A 16855-nucleotide genomic window follows, 5' to 3' on the forward strand; every position below is an offset into this window, starting at 1 on the left:
TTAGAGGTGGATAAAATGGGAAAAGTACCGGATACCGGATTGGTGATTGTGGATACAACCCTGCGCGACGGGGAACAGACCGCCGGGGTTGTCTTTTCCAATCAAGAGAAATTAAGGATTGCCCGGATGCTTGACGAGATCGGGGTTAACCAGATCGAAGCGGGAATACCGATTATGGGCGGTAAAGAACTTGATGCCATCAAAGGTATCTGCGGCCTCGGACTGAAAGCCAGTATCATAGGCTGGAACCGCGCCGTGATCAAGGACATTGAAGCATCGCTGTCCTGCGGCTGTGATGCCGTGGCCATTTCCGTATCGACCTCGGACATTCACATCAAACATAAATTAAAAACAACGCCCGGGGCAGTTCTTGATATGATGATCAAAGCAACGGAGTTTGCGAAAAAGCATGTCGATTATATCTCCGTCAATGCTGAGGACGCTTCGAGATCAGATATGAACTATCTCGTGGAATTTGCGACGGAGGCCAAAAAGGCCGGTGCAAACCGTCTCCGCTACTGTGATACGATTGGCATCCTCGATCCTTTTCTGACCTTTGATAGAATCAAAACCTTAAGAGAACGCGCCAATATTGATATAGAGATGCATACGCATAATGATTTTGGGATGGCGACGGCCAACGCTTTAGCCGGAGTGAAGGCCGGAGCCAGATTTATCGGCGTAACCGTGAACGGTCTTGGAGAAAGAGCCGGCAATGCAGCGCTGGAAGAAGTCATCATGGCTCTGAAATACCTGGAAGAAACGGACCTTGGCTTTGTTACGGAGCGATTTGTGGAATTATCCGAATATGTTTCCAGGGCTTCAGGACGTATTCTTCCGCCCTGGAAAGCCATTGTAGGCAGTAATATGTTTGCGCATGAATCCGGTATTCATGTCGACGGTGCCCTGAAAAACCCGAAAACCTATGAAGTATTTCGCCCTGAAGAAGTCGGGCTGGAAAGGCAGATTGTGATCGGCAAGCACTCAGGTACAGCCTCGATTAAAGCGAAATTCAGGGAATATGGCAGAGAGCTTACCTCTGAGCAAGCCGATAAGATTCTGAAGCATGTAAGATCCCTTGCAGTCGATATGAAACGCTCACTTTTCGATAAGGAACTGATTTATATTTACAAAGACCTTTATGGAACTGAAAAAGAAGTAGAATTACTCTCAGATGGAAATATGCCGAGACTGAACATCCATGATTAAAAATAACATAACTGGAGATAGGTATAAATGAACGCTTTGGAAAACCCCAGATGGAACTTCTGGCAGGCTCTTTACCTGATTCTTATTGTCTATGTTCTGGAATTTGTTTTGGGCTGGCTAAAGCCGCTAGAGAACCTTGGCTATCTGAAGGGGTATATCAGCTATCTTGTCATCGGTTTTGGCGAGGGTCTACTCTTTTTTGTTGCACTGTTTTTATTTTTCAAGATCCTGCGCGGATCGTTTGCTGATTTGGGGCTGACCAATTTAAACTGGAAATGCCTTCTAGCCGGACTGGGCGGCGGGATCGTGCTGTTCTTTGCTGTAGGTCTTCTGGGAAATGTCCTCGTGGAATATTTCGGGCAGCCCGAACCCCAGAGCTTTGCACTGGTCGTTGAGGGCGTTGATTCTATCTGGCAGCTGATGCCGCTGGTTCTGCTAGGCGGTTTTATCGTACCGCTTAAAGAGGAAATGATTTTCAGGGGACTGATCTATCCTCCGCTGCGCCAGGGGTATGGCAAAGCGAAGGGCATTCTTTTTGCAGGACTGTTTTTTGGACTGATGCATTTCGATCTGATAAGATTTGTACCGCTGGTGATTGGAGGCCTGGTGCTGACTTTCCTATACGAAAGAAGCAAGAGCCTTTGGACTTCAGTCATTGCGCACGGGGTCTGGAATATTTTGATGGTTGTCCTGATGTGGTGGCAGCGAGGCTAAATAAGGATTGGGCTGAGGCGAGACTGCGCCGAGGAAAGATAATGTTCCGACGAGATCACCAAGAGAGGAAAGAAGCTCCATGGTAAAAAAAGATCATAGGCCAGGCGCTGAAGATAATCCTCCCGTTTATCAAGAACGTAGCAGCAGTAAAACCCTGGATATAGAAATCGTCCGCTTGGCTTCCGACGGATCCGGCATCGGCTATACCGACGGGATCACCACGTTTGTCCCGGGAATGCTGCCAGGGGAAAAAGGCCGGGTACAGCTGACGGAGCAGAAAAAATTCTACAGGCGAGCACGGATTGTAGAAATTGAATGTTTGTCCGAAGAAAGAGTATCACCGCCCTGCTCAGTTTATTCAGCCTGCGGCGGCTGCAACCTTCAGCATGTTAAGTACCAGACCACACTCACATGGAAACAAAGGTGGGTGGAAGATGCCCTGCGGAGAATCGGCGGATTCACCAATATTCAGGTCGAACCGGTTCTAGGCATGGACGACCCTTGGCGCTACCGCAACAAAGCGGTTTTGCACCGTGATCGGAAAGGCCGGTTTGGCTATTATCGTGGTAAGTCCAAGGATGTAACGATTTTTGACGATTGTCTTCTGCTTAGTCAGGAGATCAACCACAGAATAAAAAAAATGCAGCAGGTGATCGGAGAATGCTGCGAGGAAACCAAGACAGCCACGTTCCGAGAAAGTAACCGGGGCAAGGGGTTGCTGGTCTTTGACGGCAATACGGAAAACACGAAAGAACTGGATCAGCTAATCAGGCATTTGAAGGGACAAGTGGAATTTTCTCCCCAAAGCTGTTCAATCGCGATTCCCCGAGGAAATAACGAGTTTGAGGGAAGCGGGGCTCAGCATCTGAATGAACACTTAGACGGTCTACGCTTCAAAGTCTCCCCTAGGTCTTTCCTGCAGGTCAATCCGGTGCAAACGGCCGTGCTGTATGGACTGGTACTTGATTGGGCCGGACTAACTGGAAAAGATGAGGTTTGGGACCTCTACTGCGGTATCGGTACGATGACCCTAATGCTGGCCCGGAAAGCCAAAAAGGTATTGGGCATCGAGGAAAATCCGTATGCGATCGCTGATGCAAAAGACAATGCCGCGGACAATAACATCACCAATGTCCGCTTTGTGGAAGGGAAAGTCGAGAAGAAGATGGCCGCACTTTCCGGAACCCCGAGCCTCGTAGTGTGCGACCCGCCCCGGGCTGGCATGGAGCCGGAAGTCCTTGAAGGACTGCTTGAGATCAGTCCGGAAAGAATCATCTATATATCCTGCAATCCTGCCACACTGGCCAGGGATTTAAAAGTGCTTTGCCGGAATACTTATCGAATCGAGCGCGTACAACCGGTGGACATGTTCCCGTGGACCAATCACACAGAAATATGTTGTGTTTTGTCGAAAGAACAAGAGGAGTAATTATTTGCTACGAAGTATATGATGAAGATGTCTAACGTTAAATGGGATGATGGGGTCAGTTAGCTTCACTGAGAAAGGTACCGATAGTCCGATAGTAGACACGTTTTGCCAAGGACACTGATATCCGGTGTTCTTGGATTTTTTATTTGTGTTAAGCAGTTCTAATCCGTAAATCCATAAAAAGAGGCTTTAGTGATATTATTTTCAACAGGCTTTAGGTTTTGCTGGCGACTAGGTTTAAGAGGCAGATGTTTCGTGGCTTTTTTTATAAATTAATCTTCTGTAGACTTGCAACAATTTTTTTGTAACCACATGGTTTACGTTACATAACAAGTCCATTACTGCGCCTATCGGACATAAGAAATAGCACCAGAACTTATAGCTAAATATCCCTATTACCAATACAGTAATAAGTTCTATCCAATAAAATCCTGTTCCTTTGAAGCCAAATACTGTTCCAAACGGTTCAATATTCCCTGAAGCCGTATTGTTATTGATTATTACTAGAAAAATACCAAGCCATAGCAAGAAATAACGCGTTACTTTAAAGATTTTGGCAATTTTTAAACGGTATTTTACCCCACAAAGTTTATTGATTATTTCCTGTAAACCGCCAAAGGGGCAAACCCAAAAGCAATAAATATTTTTTCCTGTGAATAATGGCAAACCAATGCCAGTAAATAAGATTAAATACCATAAAAAATTTTCCCGAATTGAAGGAAAGAAACCTAACATCGCGCCTGTCAAATATTGCATAGAAATTGGACGATTAAGCCAAAAGCCAAGTACTATCATACTACAAAGAATAATTGGCAATCGAAGATTTAATTTCCTTTTAAAGAGAAGATTCAATTGCTTAGTGAAGAAGGAAAAAATGATAGCACAAATGAATACCAACATTACGGCAGCTTCTGCCGCTCCAAAATTCCATGGTTCATTTATTTCTTTGACTTCAAGGTTCAGATCTGTTTTGCCGACAGTATGGGATGCGTTGCGAATCGCTTTAGCTATGGCTTTTGAGGAGATGGTGGCACCTGAGATTCCATTAAGGTCTACTCCCAGAACAAAAGGGGAGGTTACTTTTGCAGTCTTGAATTTGTCCAAATAACCTTTTTGGATGATTTCTGCTATATAAGAAGGGGTTTCACTTTGTTCGGCAATAATGGTGCTAATAATTTGTCCGTTTAAATCTATACCTACTGCAATCTTTAAAGGGCCGCCATAACCATTGGCTTCTCCAAAAGCTACAAAACCGATCTCTTTTTGATTTGAATCTCTTGCTGAAAAAGTTAAAGGTTCCGGGGAAATTTTTTGGAATTCTTCTGCTTGCGGATACGCTTGTTTTAATACTTCAGCATATTGTTTGTCGTCGTTTATGTTTTCATTCGTTTTTTTTGTTTTTTCTTTATATGAAATAAACCAGGCTCCAAGCAAAGTAACGATTGCCAGGATGATCATTATCTTTTTAAGCAGCAAACGCTTCTTCATTCTTTTCATCTCCAAAGAGGTAGGGGAAGTGCGTTTTGCAAAACAACACCTCCCCCTGAATTTTTTATTTTTACTGTCTTCTATTAAAGTTCGAAAGGTACCTTTAAGCCATATCCCAATACTTTATCCAGTTCGAAAATAGTCTTATCAACTATTGGGAATTTTTCTAAGACCGTAGGTGTAATATCATGGAACCAGGCTGTTCCTTTTACCTTATTGTACGGACATATTGCTATGCATTGACTGCAAGATGTACGGTTCATTCTCCAAAAGTCAAAACATTTTTGTCCGTCAACCGGCCATCTTACGACACCGGGGCGGTTGGAAATGTTATATACTTTATCGGAAGGTTCAGTAGCGGTGTCAATACAACCATTAGGGCATTTATCCGCACATTTTTTACAAATCTTGCAGAATGCTTTAACTCCCATATCTATAGGTTTATCCGGCATCAGAGGTGCGTCGGTAAGCACCGCTGCGAGCCGTACCCGGGGACCGAACTTAGGCGTAATAATTATTCCGTTTCTTCCTAATTCACCCAAACCGGCTTCAATTGCAGCAGGAACTGTTGGCAGCGTATCATTACCGATGGGGATGGCCGGATATCCTAAACAACGGATGAATTTGGCCAAAGCGCTAGCAACCTCAACCATATTAGAGTAGCCCAGTCCTACACTTGCAGAAGCGTTGTAGGATTGCAGATCGCGGATTGGGTCATTTTTCATCTCAATCGCCGTAACTACAATATACTTAAACTGCGCAGGATCTTTCGGCCAAGGCTTACTTACCTTTTCTTTAAAATCAAAGTAATCCGAATACATCCATCTGGGGTCTAATTTGGCAATACCTACATCAAATGCCCCCAGAAAAAGGCCGGCGTTCTTGACCTTTCGGCTAAAGACCTCAGGTTCTGCCTGAAAAGCGTTTGGTGCTATTGTATCATCCCAAATCATGGCGTTTTCGGTAATTATAGTTGTATGCTTATTATAAGCCTCTGCGTACTTCTCGTCCATAGTAATGACGGGGTCGTCCCATCTCATGAAAGGTGATTGGGCAGGGATTCCGTAACAGTTCCAATCTGCCGCATTATTATGGTCCCACCAAGCAGCAACAGCCAGAGCCATGGAATCGTGCTCATCCTTTACACTAACATCACGCTGCTTTAAAGTTGCTCTGTAAGCCACGTATTCCTTATCCCAAAACATACGAGTATACATATGATTCTTTTGTGGGTAACGGCCAAAATCTTTTGTTAACTCGTAAATTGGTTTGTCTACGGTTTTGGCCTGGACTTCTTCCGGTGCTAAGATAGCAGGAACGCTTAAGGCCGCTCCAGCCGCTAGTGCTGTTTTTAAGAAATTTCTTCTGGAAGTCTTCATGCCATTTCCCCCTTTTTCTCTATGTTAACTGGGTTCTTTTTGCCAGAGTTAAGCATTTTTCTAAAAAGGGGCAGTAATGCCAGCATGATGGCTATAAGAGTCCCCCCCATAATTGCGGCTGCTCTTATTTCATTTTCATGAATACTGAGACAGATAACATCAATGGCCAAATAACCAAGGGCATACCAGATAACAAAAACTCCCCATTGGTACCATTTTAATACAATTCCTTTTTCTTTTAAGCGCTTGTTGAATGTTTGGGCGACAAAGACAGCTAAAGCTCCTGCCGCCATCCAGATTAACCACATAAAAATCACTCTCCTTTTTTTGATCTGCCATGATTACGGACACTTAATCGTTTTGTTTAACTTTTTTTTAGATACCCCCTTTAGACATTGAGATTTTGTTTTGTGATTAAAGGCTATAGCTCTTTTGAGATAAAGATAGCAAAATAAAAAAAGAAAACATATTGCCCAGACAACAGGGGTTTTGTTGTCTGGGCTACATATTTTCTTTGCCTTTGAAAATATTGATACTTTATGAAGCTTTGTCGATAAATTTTTTCGTAGTTATTCTGTTATAGCCTTATTATAAGCAGATAGTTTATCTATATCCGTAATAATATATTTTCCACTTTTAACATTAATGAGATTCTGTTTTTTTAAGCTAATAGCTATTTTGGATGCTGTTGTTCTATTAATACCCAATATATCACTAAGAAACTGATGCGTAATTTTAATATTCAGACTAACAGTATTATCACTATTCTTTTTTTCATAATATTTGGCAAGTTGAATTAATGTATTGCATACTCGAGTTTCTGCCTCACCAAAAGTCAGATCATTAGTCTGGTAGTAGAAAGTTACTACTTTTTTAGCCATTGATTCCATCAAATATTCAACAGCATTATAATCCGTTTTCAAGATATCAACAAGCGTATTTCTACTTACATATAAGGCCTTGGAATTATCGGATGCTTTATAATAGAGTGGATTGGGTACATTCGCAAAAATATTAGTTTCGCCTATGATCGAACCGGGACCAAAGATGAAAAAGATTTTGGAATTACCATTAGAGGAATAGATAAAATTTTCTACTCTGCCTTCTGTTACGATAAGTATGCCTTCCAATAGCTGCCCGGGATAATAAATAATTTGATTCCGCTTAAATTTTAGTTCATTTCCCCTTTCTAAAAAAATACCAGGCACTATTTTTTTCCCATAGATAAAGCAGTTATTTTCTTCCATACTTTAATCCCCCTGAATAAAGAATCAAATAATAATAACCGAATCACGCTGAAGCCATTTTCACATGGGCTTGATGCCAAAGACATTGAGGCTGACATCTTTCCGACTCGCTGATTTTGTTGTCTGGTAATATTTGGTTATCCGTTTTTAACAAAGGATCATTTGTATGTTAGTGTATCATAAAATAATAAAAGTTAAAATTGAAAGGACTTATTTTTTTAGATAGAGAGGCTAAGTTAAGGCCACCTTGAATGTTCAAGGTTTTTTTTTATTGGTCTGTTTCAATTTGAGGTTTGTAAGTAATCTTAAACATTTAAAAATGTTTTCAACATTTGTCTTCTGTATTCCCGAAAAACTATCAATGATGGGTCTTAAAGAAGGTGATATAGAAAAACTGGCAAATAATGCAATGAAAGACATTTGCATGTTAACCAACCCCAGGCAGGGATCGGTTGAAGATATCATTGATATCTACCAAGCTGCATTATAAAAGCAGAATAGGAATTCTATTGAGTTTTTTATCAATAACTCATTTTTAATATATCCCTAATCAAATATTCAATGCCTTTGATTGGATTGGGTATATTGACATCTACTGCTTGTAATATAGCTAGTATAAACGCAAACACAAAAAAGGCCGAAAAGACGGTAAGTTCCCGCCAGTGCTTGTTTCTGACAAGAGCGGGGACTTCAAATAATCCTATGGCGACAAAAGTTATTGTTAATAAAAAAATCACGGCCGTTTCCTTCCTATTTTTTTGGTAACTTTCGTATTTTTGCTACAAGGAATGTTAATAGAGGCAAACCCAGCTCAAAAGGAAGAGTGAAAATAGGCCCTATTCTAGTTCCAAACTCAACGTTTTCCGCCGAAGAATCAAATATCATCATGGAAAAACTAATAATAAGACTTCCAATTGGAAGAACTAATGGCTTATAGGACCGTAAATTAAATGATTGGGCTATCGCAAATACTGTGGCATAATACATAACAGTTATTTTTATGAACATTGTAATTAAAAATATAATAATAACAAGCATTTCCAGCCTGGTTATGATTTCTGCCAGGTCTATCAGGCGCACTGATTCAATCGAAGGGGAAACCATAATAGCCGATGCCACTCCCAGCACAGCTGTATTGCGAACCGTATCAATTAATATGCTGACCCCTCCGATAATCAATCCTAAGACAACAGATTTTTTTGCTTCTACTCCCTTGTTTACATAGGGGATGATCATGAGAAACACTACAATTTGACAAAAGGGAATGGCCACCATGATATGTGTACCCTGAATGAAATCCTTCAGGGAAAGGCCAAGAAACGGTAGAAAGTTTGTTATTTCCATGTCTTTCAGCAGTAGAACGAAAGTTATTAGGATTACACTTAATACGATCATGTCAAATATAACACTGGTCCGCGCGAGAACCTCTATTCCGTTACGAACTGCCCAGGCGCAGATGCAAGCAAATAGAATACAAATTGCAAACTTAGGAGTTTCCGGCATCATGTAATTCTTTATGATATTGCCGACATATGTTAGCATTAAACATGAAACAGAGTAAAAAAACCAAATATACAAGGCGGAAACCAGTTTACCTAAATAGGAACCATAGACTATGTTATTGATTTGTACCAAGTTCTTACTGGGAAATTTTCTCGCTAAGGCGACATAAGCCATGGCAACGGGAATGCTTATAACCAATCCCGATAAAACAACCAGCCATGTATACTGCTTGGTAATTGCATTTGAATATGAAACCACCAAAACAGAACCCTGGACATATCCTGCAACTAAAAACATCAACTGTGAACTTGATATGATTCCTCTTTCAAGCCTCATGAATTACTCCTTAGCAGGTACGGCAGGAGCGCTGATATTGCCTGTACTGCGTAGCTTAGTATCGATATTTAACGCTACTTCAACGTCCGGAAAGACCTTGTCCCATTTAGATTCCAGTTCATGCCACTCTGAGGGGTATTTCCAATAGATTAAATCACCAAAACCAAATATATCTGAATTGAGATCCCTGGCCTTTTTTAAAGCAGCCATGATTTCCTTTCTGATTTCCGAGGATATTTCTTTTTCCAGAGAGGCGAAAATGATTGGTGATTCTATGTTTTCTGAACCACTCTGGCTATTGACAATTCCTTCCGCTTTGATATCCAGCTTTATCAGAATCGTGTCATCTTGGATGACAGGTGTCATTTTACTTTTTGCAAGCGTAATCTCCAAGCTCACTGTACCATCACCGGTAGGACTAGGTGCATCAATCATTCCGCCTTTTACTTTGTTGATAACCCATAACAGTCCGCGTGTTTCACGTTTATTCAGTTCGCTAATCAATTTATCATGTTTAAAAACTGCTGTCCCAAAGACTTCCACTGTTTTTTTATTTCCGTCGCCGGTCACTCTAATCAAAGGTGCGATGGGAGCAGTGGTCTTGCTCATTAAACGATTAATAAAATCGATTAACCTAACTGTTGGTGATTCAGACGTTACATTTTGCGTTTCAACTAATTTGGCGATATTTATTGCCGGCAGCTTCTCCAATTCAGGCGAAACATCAAGTACCTCACTTGCCCGGTCTTCGGAGACCACAATCAGAACATTAAAGCGAGTCTCATTATCCCGTATAAAAGTATCAATATATTTTTGTATTCCTTCTTCAGCCAATTTCTTCTCGATTATTAAAACCTGATTATGTGGAAAATATAACCTATGACTGGATTCATGACTAAAATCTCTGATAATTTCAGAGGCAACATATCCCGTTCTTTTTATGTTCCAGTAAGCGTTTGTCCCGTTCGCACCACTCCCGCCGCTCTTACTTTTAGCAGAAGCAGATTTTAGTTCACCTGGTTTTACAACTTGTGTCGTCAATTGTATTTCTCCGGGCTTCTCGGCTTTATCTAAACCTACGCCTACGACGAACGATAAAGAATTTAACTCATGGCGGCTCCAGCAACCGCTTAGGGGCAAAATTAACATGAAACATACTATGATTTTTATAATGGAACCCATACGATTTTTCATCAATTGCCTCTTGTTTTCAACGTTATTCAAGCCGGTCTAACTCTTGTCTTCTTCTGACGGATGGCTGGGTCTTAATCTGAACTCCTGGCGTTCAGGGTCATGCCAGCCTATCGTTCTAGGGCGGGTAAACATTGCCCAAACAGGTACCCTGATGAATGTATCTTTCAAGTCTTGCGTACTGAGAGGAGCGAAAGGCGACAAATACGGGGTGCCAAAAGATCTTAAGGAAGCCAGGTGAATAAATGTCCCCATTAATCCAAGTGCAATCCCAAACCCTCCCATTGCCCCTGCTAGGAGAACAAGAATTAATCGTAAGATACTACCGGAATCTGTTTGGGAGGGAACCACAAAACTGCAAATTGCTGTCAAAGCTATCACGATAACCATAGGCTCTCCGATTATTCCGGCGCCTACAGCAGCCTCGCCAATAACCAAAGCCCCTACAATACTGACCGCTTGACCAATAGGACGGGGCAAGCGAACCCCGGCCTCCCTGAGAATTTCAAATGTTGTTCCCATAATGAGTGCTTCTGCCATCGCAGGAAAAGGAACGCCCTCCTCGGATGCAGCCATGGTAAAAAGTAAGGAAGTAGGAATCAATTCTTGGTGAAAAGTTGTTAAAGCAACATAGATTGCCGGAGACGTAATGCTAATCAGAAAAGCTAAAAGCCTGAGAAGTCTAACCACGCTTGCAAAATAAGGCCGGGAATAGTAATCTTCAGCACTTTGGAAACTTTCAATAAAAACCATTGGAACGCTAAGCACAAAGGGAGTCCCGTCAACAAAAATGGCTGCCCTTCCCTCCAAGATTTTTGCTGCGACAAGATCTGGTTTTTCACTGTTAGCAACTGTGGAGAAAATAGAAAAAGGAGCATCCTCAATGAACTGCTCGATATACCCTGATTCCAGAATTGCATCTGTCTTAATTCTATTAAGACGCCGTTGAATTTCTTTGATGAGCTGTGGAGAAACGAGATCTTTTAAATAGGCAACACAAACGATAGTCTTGGTTCGTTCACCTATTTTCATTGTTTCCAGAGTTAAATTAGGGTTTTTTATTTTACGACGCAACAGGGTTGTATTGGTAAGCAAATTTTCGGTAAAGCCTTCCCTCGGACCCCTGACAACGGATTCTGTTTTGGGTTCGTCCACGCCACGGGTTTCCCAACCTTCGGTGCCAATGACTAAAGCTTCTTTTGAGCCATCCATCAGTAGAATCGTTTTTCCGGACAAACAGCCATCTACGACTTCATCGATCGTCGAAACTTTTTGAACCATTCCCACCGTAAGCAGCGTTGTCTGAATAATACTCATATTATTCAGTAATGATGTATCTTGTTTGGCGCTTAACCGGATATCATACATCAATGGTTTTATAATACTTTCGTTAATTATGGCTGCATCCGTCATCCCAGATAGGAAGATGATCGCACCACGCGTAAGTCCCTGATCACCAAAGTTAAATTCCCGCACATTAACATCATAGCTATTTCCGAACATACCTTTTAGAGCAGTAAGGTTTTTGTTCAGATTGTCGAAAAGGTTAGAGTGAGAATTCCCTGAATGATTGGCGTCAGCGCCGTTATGATTTACTAACTGCCAAAAACGCAGTTTAGAATGAATGTAGCGGAACATACTGCTTTCATCCTTCCACTTTGAACCTAACCTTACCTATTATTTCCAGTTAGGAATGAAGTTAAACCATTGATCATTGTTATCGAACATTATCTCTTTATTGGCCATGATCAGCTTTATTTATGCGCTATCTCTAATCATGTTAATATCACCGTTAAAGCTTTCAATAAAAGCATTCTGATTCGGTTTTCCGTTTTCCGGGATCAATAAATAAACGGTTGATCTTCTTTTATAAGCCCATTCGCTTAAGGCGTTACTTGTAAATTCAGGACCGTTGTCTGTCAGTATTTCTTCCGGGGTATCCCGGAAGAAAGCGGCTTTGTTTAATATGGACTTAACGCGCTTGCCGGTGATCGACGTATCGACTTCCAGCGCCAGACATTTCCGTGTTGCTTCATCTATCAGAGTTCCCAGCGAACAGCAAGTTCGTCAAGGCGCTTAATTATTACTTCGTTCTCCGGATTGATTATTGGAATATATCTTTTAAATGTTCGGTTTATGCTGAGAAACCTGCAGACCCGACGTCCACTAAGATTAAACTGTTCTTGGAGCTTACATGCTATTCTTTTTTGAGCGCAGGCTTAAGTCGTTTTTTTTTCAACTACCCATTTCAAACTATTAAATATAAAAAAAGCTAAAACCACTTCAATGCAATATAAATTATGACATTTTGATGGTATAATTACTCCAGTCAAAGTTTCCTTACTTTACAATAACAAGGAGTACACATGAGGTTAGTCAATATCAAATATGTTCAGGAAGGATCTTTGTTGGCCAGACCGATAAGAAACTCCTACGGCAGGATACTTCTCGGTGAAGGAGTCGTGCTTAATAAGAACTATTTAGCAAAGCTTAAAGATATCGGCTACGATATGGTATTCATTCAAGATGAACGGTTTCAAGATGTTGAAATCGGTTATGCCATTACCGACAGGACCAAAGAGATTGCCTATAATGCGGTCCGGGGAGTTACCGATGAATTGGAGAAACATCCGGAGGCAGAGATAGATGCGGATTCAGTCCGTTTTGCGGTTCTGAATCTTGTTCAGGATTTGCTCCGCAGCTTTGATATCCTTAGTAATCTGACTGATATTAACGGCTACGACGAATATACGTATCATCATTCGATCAATACCACAGTCCTGGCTTTGATGCTCGGAATCGGCAAAGGCTTTACGCAAAATCAGCTTTTGGAGCTTGGGATGGGAGTTCTGATGCATGACATCGGAAAAACAAAAATACCGAAAGAAATTCTGAACAAAAAAGGTAAATTGGAAGAAGAAGAATTTCAGCAGATTAAGGCCCATCCGCTATATGGTTACGAATATATCCGCGGAAACCGCGACTTCAGCATCCTGTCTGCCCATGTTGCGCTGCAACATCATGAAAAATGGAAGGGCGGGGGCTACCCCAGGGAGCTAAGAGAGAATGAAATTCATGAATACGCCAGGATTGCCTCTGTCGCGGACGTGTATGAGGCCTTGACCAGTAAGCGTCCTTATCGCGATGCAATGCCGCCTTACCTAGCATACGAATATATCATTGTTCATTCGGGGCTACAGTTTGACCCTGAGATCGTCCGTATTTTTGCTCAGTCTGTGGCACCGTATCCGACAGGAACCGGTATAGAGCTCAGCAATGGTTTGCGCGGTGTTGTTATCAAACAAAATCCTATATTGCCAACAAGACCGGTGGTCAGGGTAATTGCTCAAGGCGATCAGGCCCTGGACAATCCAGATGACCTGGATTTATCCAAGCATTTATCTACGATGATCACCAGCATTGTGGATTATTGATGAAGTATTATTCCTCTACGAAAATTGGAACGAAGGCGGCAAGAATATGGATATCCAAGGCCTAAATGTATGAACACGATAGGGAGACCTTTCGTAGCATTGCTGTGGGAGGTCTCCTTATTATTGGTTATATTCCGAACATTAGAACAAAAAAACAAAATAATGTTCGGATTCTGATTGACCCTGTATTTGTTGTCGGGTAAAATATGTTTAGAATTTATTGCAGATAATTATTGTGGATTTGTGATTATTTCTGCTCACAAATAAGAAAAAGCATTTAAAGGAGGAAATGAACGAATGATCTCTGTTGGTGTAATCATGGGCAGTGATTCTGATTTTTCCATCATGGAGGAAGCAGCAAAAATTCTGCAGCAATTCTCAGTACCCTTTGAAATGAAAATATCTTCTGCTCACCGCACGCTGAAAAGAACCGTGGAATGGGTGGAAAGTTTTGAGAAAAAGGGAGGAAAGGTGATCATCGCCGGAGCCGGTATGGCCGCGCATCTTCCAGGTGTGATTGCCGGAGCCACGACACTCCCTGTTATTGGTGTCCCGATCAAGAGTGGCGCTTTGGAGGGGGTAGATGCGCTTTATGCGATTGTGCAAATGCCTCCGGGTATCCCGGTCGCCGCGGTCGGGATCAACGGTGCCCGCAACGCAGCGCTTTTGGCTATAGAAATGCTGGCGATTGCTGATCCGGAACTGCAGGATCAGCTGAAAGCTTTTAGACAAAAAATGGCGGCAGATGTTGAAGCCAAGGATAGTGCGCTTCAGGATAGACTGAAAGCTTAGAAAATATTAAGATAAAGGAGAATTTCTGTGATAGAAAGGTACACGCTTCCCGCTATGGGGAGGATATGGCAAGATGAATACCGTCTAACGCTCTGGCTGAAGATAGAAATTGCAGCCTGCGAAGGATGGGCGAAAAAAGGAAAGATCCCGCAAGAAGCTGTCGAAGTGATTCGTCAGAAGGCCGCTTTTTCCTGGGACAGGGTCAAGGAAATTGAAGAAGTCACCCAGCACGACGTGCTGGCCTTTTTGACCAATGTTGCTGAAAACGTCGGAGATGAAGCCAAATATATCCATCTTGGGCTGACTTCTTCTGATGTACTAGATACATCGCTCTCACTGCAGCTGGTTGAGGCTTCCGAAATTCTGCTTGAGAAGATGGACAAGTTGATTAATGTTTTGGGCAGAAAAGCTCTTGAATATAAAGATACGCTTCAAATGGGAAGATCACACGGGATCCATGCCGAACCGATTACATTCGGCTTAAAATTCGCACTCTGGTATGACGAAATGAAACGGCAGAAGGAGCGGCTGAAATATGCGCGCGAAGAGATAGGAGTAGGCCAGATTTCGGGTGCAGTTGGCACGTTTGCGAACGTTGATCCTGCCGTGGAAGAATGGGTCTGTGAGAGCCTGGGCTTAAAGCCGGCTCCAGTATCAACCCAGATTATTCAGCGGGACAGGCATGCATTCTATGTAGGCGTGTTGGCCGGAATTGCTTCTTCACTTGATAAGATTGCCACGGAAATTCGTAATCTGCAGCGGACGGACGTCCATGAGGTCGAAGAACCTTTTGGCAAGGGACAAAAAGGTTCTTCAGCGATGCCGCATAAAAAAAACCCGGTTATTTCGGAAAGAATTTGCGGAATGGCCCGCCTAATCCGCGGGAACGCCCAGGTTGCTTTTGAAAATGTAGCACTCTGGCATGAAAGAGATATATCCCATTCCTCAGCTGAACGCGTGATCCTTCCTGACAGCACCATTGCACTGGATTATATGCTGCATAAGATGATTCAGACTTTGGAAGGATTAAGAGTGTCCCCGGAACAGATGATGACAAACATTGAAAAGGTCTATGGCCTGATCTTTTCCCAAAGGGTTATGCTATCACTGGTCGATAAGGGCATGAGCAGGGAGACATCCTACGCGCTGGTACAAAAAAATGCAATGAGAGCCTGGGACACCAAAGTACCGTTTAAGGATTATGTGCTTCAGGATGCTGAGATCATGCAGTTTCTAACCAAAGAAGAAGTCGATGCGCTGTTTGATTATGAGTATCATACGAAAAACATTGACTATATTTTCCGCAGAGTCGGACTACTGAAATAAACGGTTTATTAAACGATTAAAATTGAATATGGGTGTTAATTTGGACATTGAATACTGGAGGGTTATGATATGGAAAAGCTTGCAATGCTGTATGAAGGCAAAGCCAAAAAAATCTATGATACGAATGACAAAAATGTTTTCTGGGTCGAGTATAAAGATGATGCAACTGCCTTTAACGGGATAAAAAAGGGCACCATTGTTGATAAAGGGATCATCAACAATAAGATGTCCGCAATGATGTTTTCCTATCTTCAAAGAAACGGCGTGGATACACATTTTGTTGAGCTTTTAAATGACAGAGAACAAATTGTTCGCCGCCTGCAGATGGTTCCGCTGGAAATCGTTGTCCGTAATATTGTAGCCGGCAGTCTCGTAAAGAAGGTTGGCAAAGAAGAGGGCTATCCTCTGGCTTCTCCTGTACTTGAGCTTTATTACAAGGATGACGTGCTCGGTGATCCGATGGTTAATGAAACCCATGCGATTGCGATGGGATGGGCAACGATCGAACAAATCAACAAAATGAAGGAAATTGCTTTGAAGGTCAATGAGCTTATGACCAAAATTGTTGCCAAGGCTGGGATTGATCTGGTTGACTACAAGCTGGAGTTTGGTCTGATTGACGGTAAAGTCATGCTCGGAGATGAGATTTCTCCCGACACTTGCCGCTTCTGGGACAAAGATACCGGAGAAAAGCTGGATAAGGACCGTTTCCGCCGGGATCTCGGCAAGATTGAAGAAGCATATGCCGAAGTATATACCCGTCTGAAGAACGCCGTAGAAAATGCTTAAAGCGATCCTAGAATATGA

General features: G+C 42.2%; 17 protein-coding genes. 8 read left to right on the forward strand and 9 right to left on the reverse strand.

Annotated elements, in window-relative coordinates:
* The first annotated feature begins 15 nt into the window (after window positions 1–15).
* From nifV to rlmD, 3 genes are all read left to right on the forward strand, one after another.
* Window positions 16–1209 carry a homocitrate synthase gene (gene nifV / locus AAH944_RS04330; RefSeq protein ID WP_415536794.1) on the forward strand — a complete coding sequence of 398 codons (1194 nt, stop codon included), beginning with the start codon at window positions 16–18 and terminating at the stop codon, window positions 1207–1209.
* A 27-nt stretch (window positions 1210–1236) separates the two neighbouring features.
* Entirely contained in the window at window positions 1237–1923 is a 687-nt protein-coding gene (locus AAH944_RS04335) for a lysostaphin resistance A-like protein (protein WP_415536796.1), read from the forward strand.
* A gap of 79 nt (window positions 1924–2002) precedes the next feature.
* Window positions 2003–3352 (forward strand): 23S rRNA (uracil(1939)-C(5))-methyltransferase RlmD, encoded by a 1350-nt coding sequence (gene rlmD, locus AAH944_RS04340; protein WP_415536798.1) that lies wholly within the window; start codon window positions 2003–2005, stop codon window positions 3350–3352.
* 237 nt (window positions 3353–3589) lie between these two features.
* Here rlmD and AAH944_RS04345 read toward each other — a convergent pair whose 3' ends face one another.
* The 4 genes from AAH944_RS04345 to AAH944_RS04360 form a co-directional block, all read right to left on the reverse strand.
* Entirely contained in the window at window positions 3590–4840 is a 1251-nt protein-coding gene (locus AAH944_RS04345; RefSeq protein ID WP_415536800.1) for an FMN-binding protein, read from the reverse strand.
* Between the two features lie 83 nt (window positions 4841–4923).
* Window positions 4924–6219 carry a reductive dehalogenase gene (locus AAH944_RS04350; protein ID WP_415536802.1) on the reverse strand — a complete coding sequence of 432 codons (1296 nt, stop codon included), beginning with the start codon at window positions 6217–6219 and terminating at the stop codon, window positions 4924–4926.
* Window positions 6216–6527, reverse strand: a complete 312-nt coding sequence (locus tag AAH944_RS04355) for a hypothetical protein (RefSeq protein ID WP_415536804.1) — start codon at window positions 6525–6527, stop codon at window positions 6216–6218. The genes AAH944_RS04350 and AAH944_RS04355 overlap by 4 nt, the downstream gene beginning before the upstream one ends.
* Before the next feature lie 261 nt (window positions 6528–6788).
* On the reverse strand, window positions 6789–7466 hold the full coding sequence (locus AAH944_RS04360; RefSeq protein ID WP_415536805.1) for a Crp/Fnr family transcriptional regulator: 678 nt from the start codon (window positions 7464–7466) through the stop codon (window positions 6789–6791).
* Window positions 7467–7713: 247 nt separating this feature from the next.
* Between AAH944_RS04360 and AAH944_RS04365 the strand changes: the two genes are divergently transcribed.
* Complete coding sequence (locus tag AAH944_RS04365) at window positions 7714–7956, forward strand: hypothetical protein (protein WP_415536806.1); 243 nt, start codon at window positions 7714–7716, stop codon at window positions 7954–7956.
* A 31-nt stretch (window positions 7957–7987) separates the two neighbouring features.
* On the opposite strand, the gene AAH944_RS04370 is transcribed toward AAH944_RS04365, so the two are convergent.
* The 5 genes from AAH944_RS04370 to AAH944_RS04390 form a co-directional block, all read right to left on the reverse strand.
* Window positions 7988–8203 (reverse strand): hypothetical protein, encoded by a 216-nt coding sequence (locus AAH944_RS04370; RefSeq protein ID WP_415536810.1) that lies wholly within the window; start codon window positions 8201–8203, stop codon window positions 7988–7990.
* A gap of 13 nt (window positions 8204–8216) precedes the next feature.
* Entirely contained in the window at window positions 8217–9305 is a 1089-nt protein-coding gene (locus AAH944_RS04375) for a GerAB/ArcD/ProY family transporter (protein ID WP_415536814.1), read from the reverse strand.
* A gap of 3 nt (window positions 9306–9308) precedes the next feature.
* Window positions 9309–10499, reverse strand: coding sequence for a Ger(x)C family spore germination protein (locus AAH944_RS04380; RefSeq protein ID WP_415536816.1), 1191 nt, complete (start codon window positions 10497–10499; stop codon window positions 9309–9311).
* A gap of 36 nt (window positions 10500–10535) precedes the next feature.
* Window positions 10536–12134, reverse strand: coding sequence for a spore germination protein (locus tag AAH944_RS04385; protein WP_415536818.1), 1599 nt, complete (start codon window positions 12132–12134; stop codon window positions 10536–10538).
* 120 nt (window positions 12135–12254) lie between these two features.
* On the reverse strand, window positions 12255–12548 hold the full coding sequence (locus tag AAH944_RS04390) for a DDE-type integrase/transposase/recombinase (RefSeq protein ID WP_415537768.1): 294 nt from the start codon (window positions 12546–12548) through the stop codon (window positions 12255–12257).
* 314 nt (window positions 12549–12862) lie between these two features.
* Between AAH944_RS04390 and AAH944_RS04395 the strand changes: the two genes are divergently transcribed.
* The 4 genes from AAH944_RS04395 (at window position 12863) to purC (ending at window position 16837) form a co-directional block, all read left to right on the forward strand.
* Entirely contained in the window at window positions 12863–13930 is a 1068-nt protein-coding gene (locus AAH944_RS04395) for an HD-GYP domain-containing protein (protein ID WP_415536820.1), read from the forward strand.
* Window positions 13931–14227: 297 nt separating this feature from the next.
* Window positions 14228–14722 (forward strand): 5-(carboxyamino)imidazole ribonucleotide mutase, encoded by a 495-nt coding sequence (gene purE / locus AAH944_RS04400; RefSeq protein ID WP_415536822.1) that lies wholly within the window; start codon window positions 14228–14230, stop codon window positions 14720–14722.
* 27 nt (window positions 14723–14749) lie between these two features.
* On the forward strand, window positions 14750–16048 hold the full coding sequence (purB, locus tag AAH944_RS04405; protein WP_415536824.1) for an adenylosuccinate lyase: 1299 nt from the start codon (window positions 14750–14752) through the stop codon (window positions 16046–16048).
* 69 nt (window positions 16049–16117) lie between these two features.
* Window positions 16118–16837, forward strand: coding sequence for a phosphoribosylaminoimidazolesuccinocarboxamide synthase (gene purC, locus AAH944_RS04410; protein WP_415536825.1), 720 nt, complete (start codon window positions 16118–16120; stop codon window positions 16835–16837).
* Window positions 16838–16855: the final 18 nt, after the last annotated feature.

Source organism: Dehalobacter sp. CP, assembly GCF_047652685.1.
Classification (GTDB): Bacteria; Bacillota; Desulfitobacteriia; order Desulfitobacteriales; family Syntrophobotulaceae; genus Dehalobacter.

Excerpts from the sequence above, each read along its gene's own strand:
- nifV (WP_415536794.1), top strand. The coding sequence starts at position 16 with ATGGGAAAAGTACCGGATACCGGATTGGTGATTGTGGATACAACCCTG.
- AAH944_RS04335 (WP_415536796.1), top strand. The coding sequence starts at position 1,237 with ATGAACGCTTTGGAAAACCCCAGATGGAACTTCTGGCAGGCTCTTTAC.
- rlmD (WP_415536798.1), top strand. The coding sequence starts at position 2,003 with ATGGTAAAAAAAGATCATAGGCCAGGCGCTGAAGATAATCCTCCCGTT.
- AAH944_RS04345 (WP_415536800.1), bottom strand. The coding sequence starts at position 4,840 with ATGAAGAAGCGTTTGCTGCTTAAAAAGATAATGATCATCCTGGCAATC.
- AAH944_RS04350 (WP_415536802.1), bottom strand. The coding sequence starts at position 6,219 with ATGAAGACTTCCAGAAGAAATTTCTTAAAAACAGCACTAGCGGCTGGA.
- AAH944_RS04355 (WP_415536804.1), bottom strand. The coding sequence starts at position 6,527 with ATGTGGTTAATCTGGATGGCGGCAGGAGCTTTAGCTGTCTTTGTCGCC.
- AAH944_RS04360 (WP_415536805.1), bottom strand. The coding sequence starts at position 7,466 with ATGGAAGAAAATAACTGCTTTATCTATGGGAAAAAAATAGTGCCTGGT.
- AAH944_RS04375 (WP_415536814.1), bottom strand. The coding sequence starts at position 9,305 with ATGAGGCTTGAAAGAGGAATCATATCAAGTTCACAGTTGATGTTTTTA.
- AAH944_RS04380 (WP_415536816.1), bottom strand. The coding sequence starts at position 10,499 with ATGAAAAATCGTATGGGTTCCATTATAAAAATCATAGTATGTTTCATG.
- AAH944_RS04385 (WP_415536818.1), bottom strand. The coding sequence starts at position 12,134 with ATGTTCCGCTACATTCATTCTAAACTGCGTTTTTGGCAGTTAGTAAAT.
- AAH944_RS04395 (WP_415536820.1), top strand. The coding sequence starts at position 12,863 with ATGAGGTTAGTCAATATCAAATATGTTCAGGAAGGATCTTTGTTGGCC.
- purE (WP_415536822.1), top strand. The coding sequence starts at position 14,228 with ATGATCTCTGTTGGTGTAATCATGGGCAGTGATTCTGATTTTTCCATC.
- purC (WP_415536825.1), top strand. The coding sequence starts at position 16,118 with ATGGAAAAGCTTGCAATGCTGTATGAAGGCAAAGCCAAAAAAATCTAT.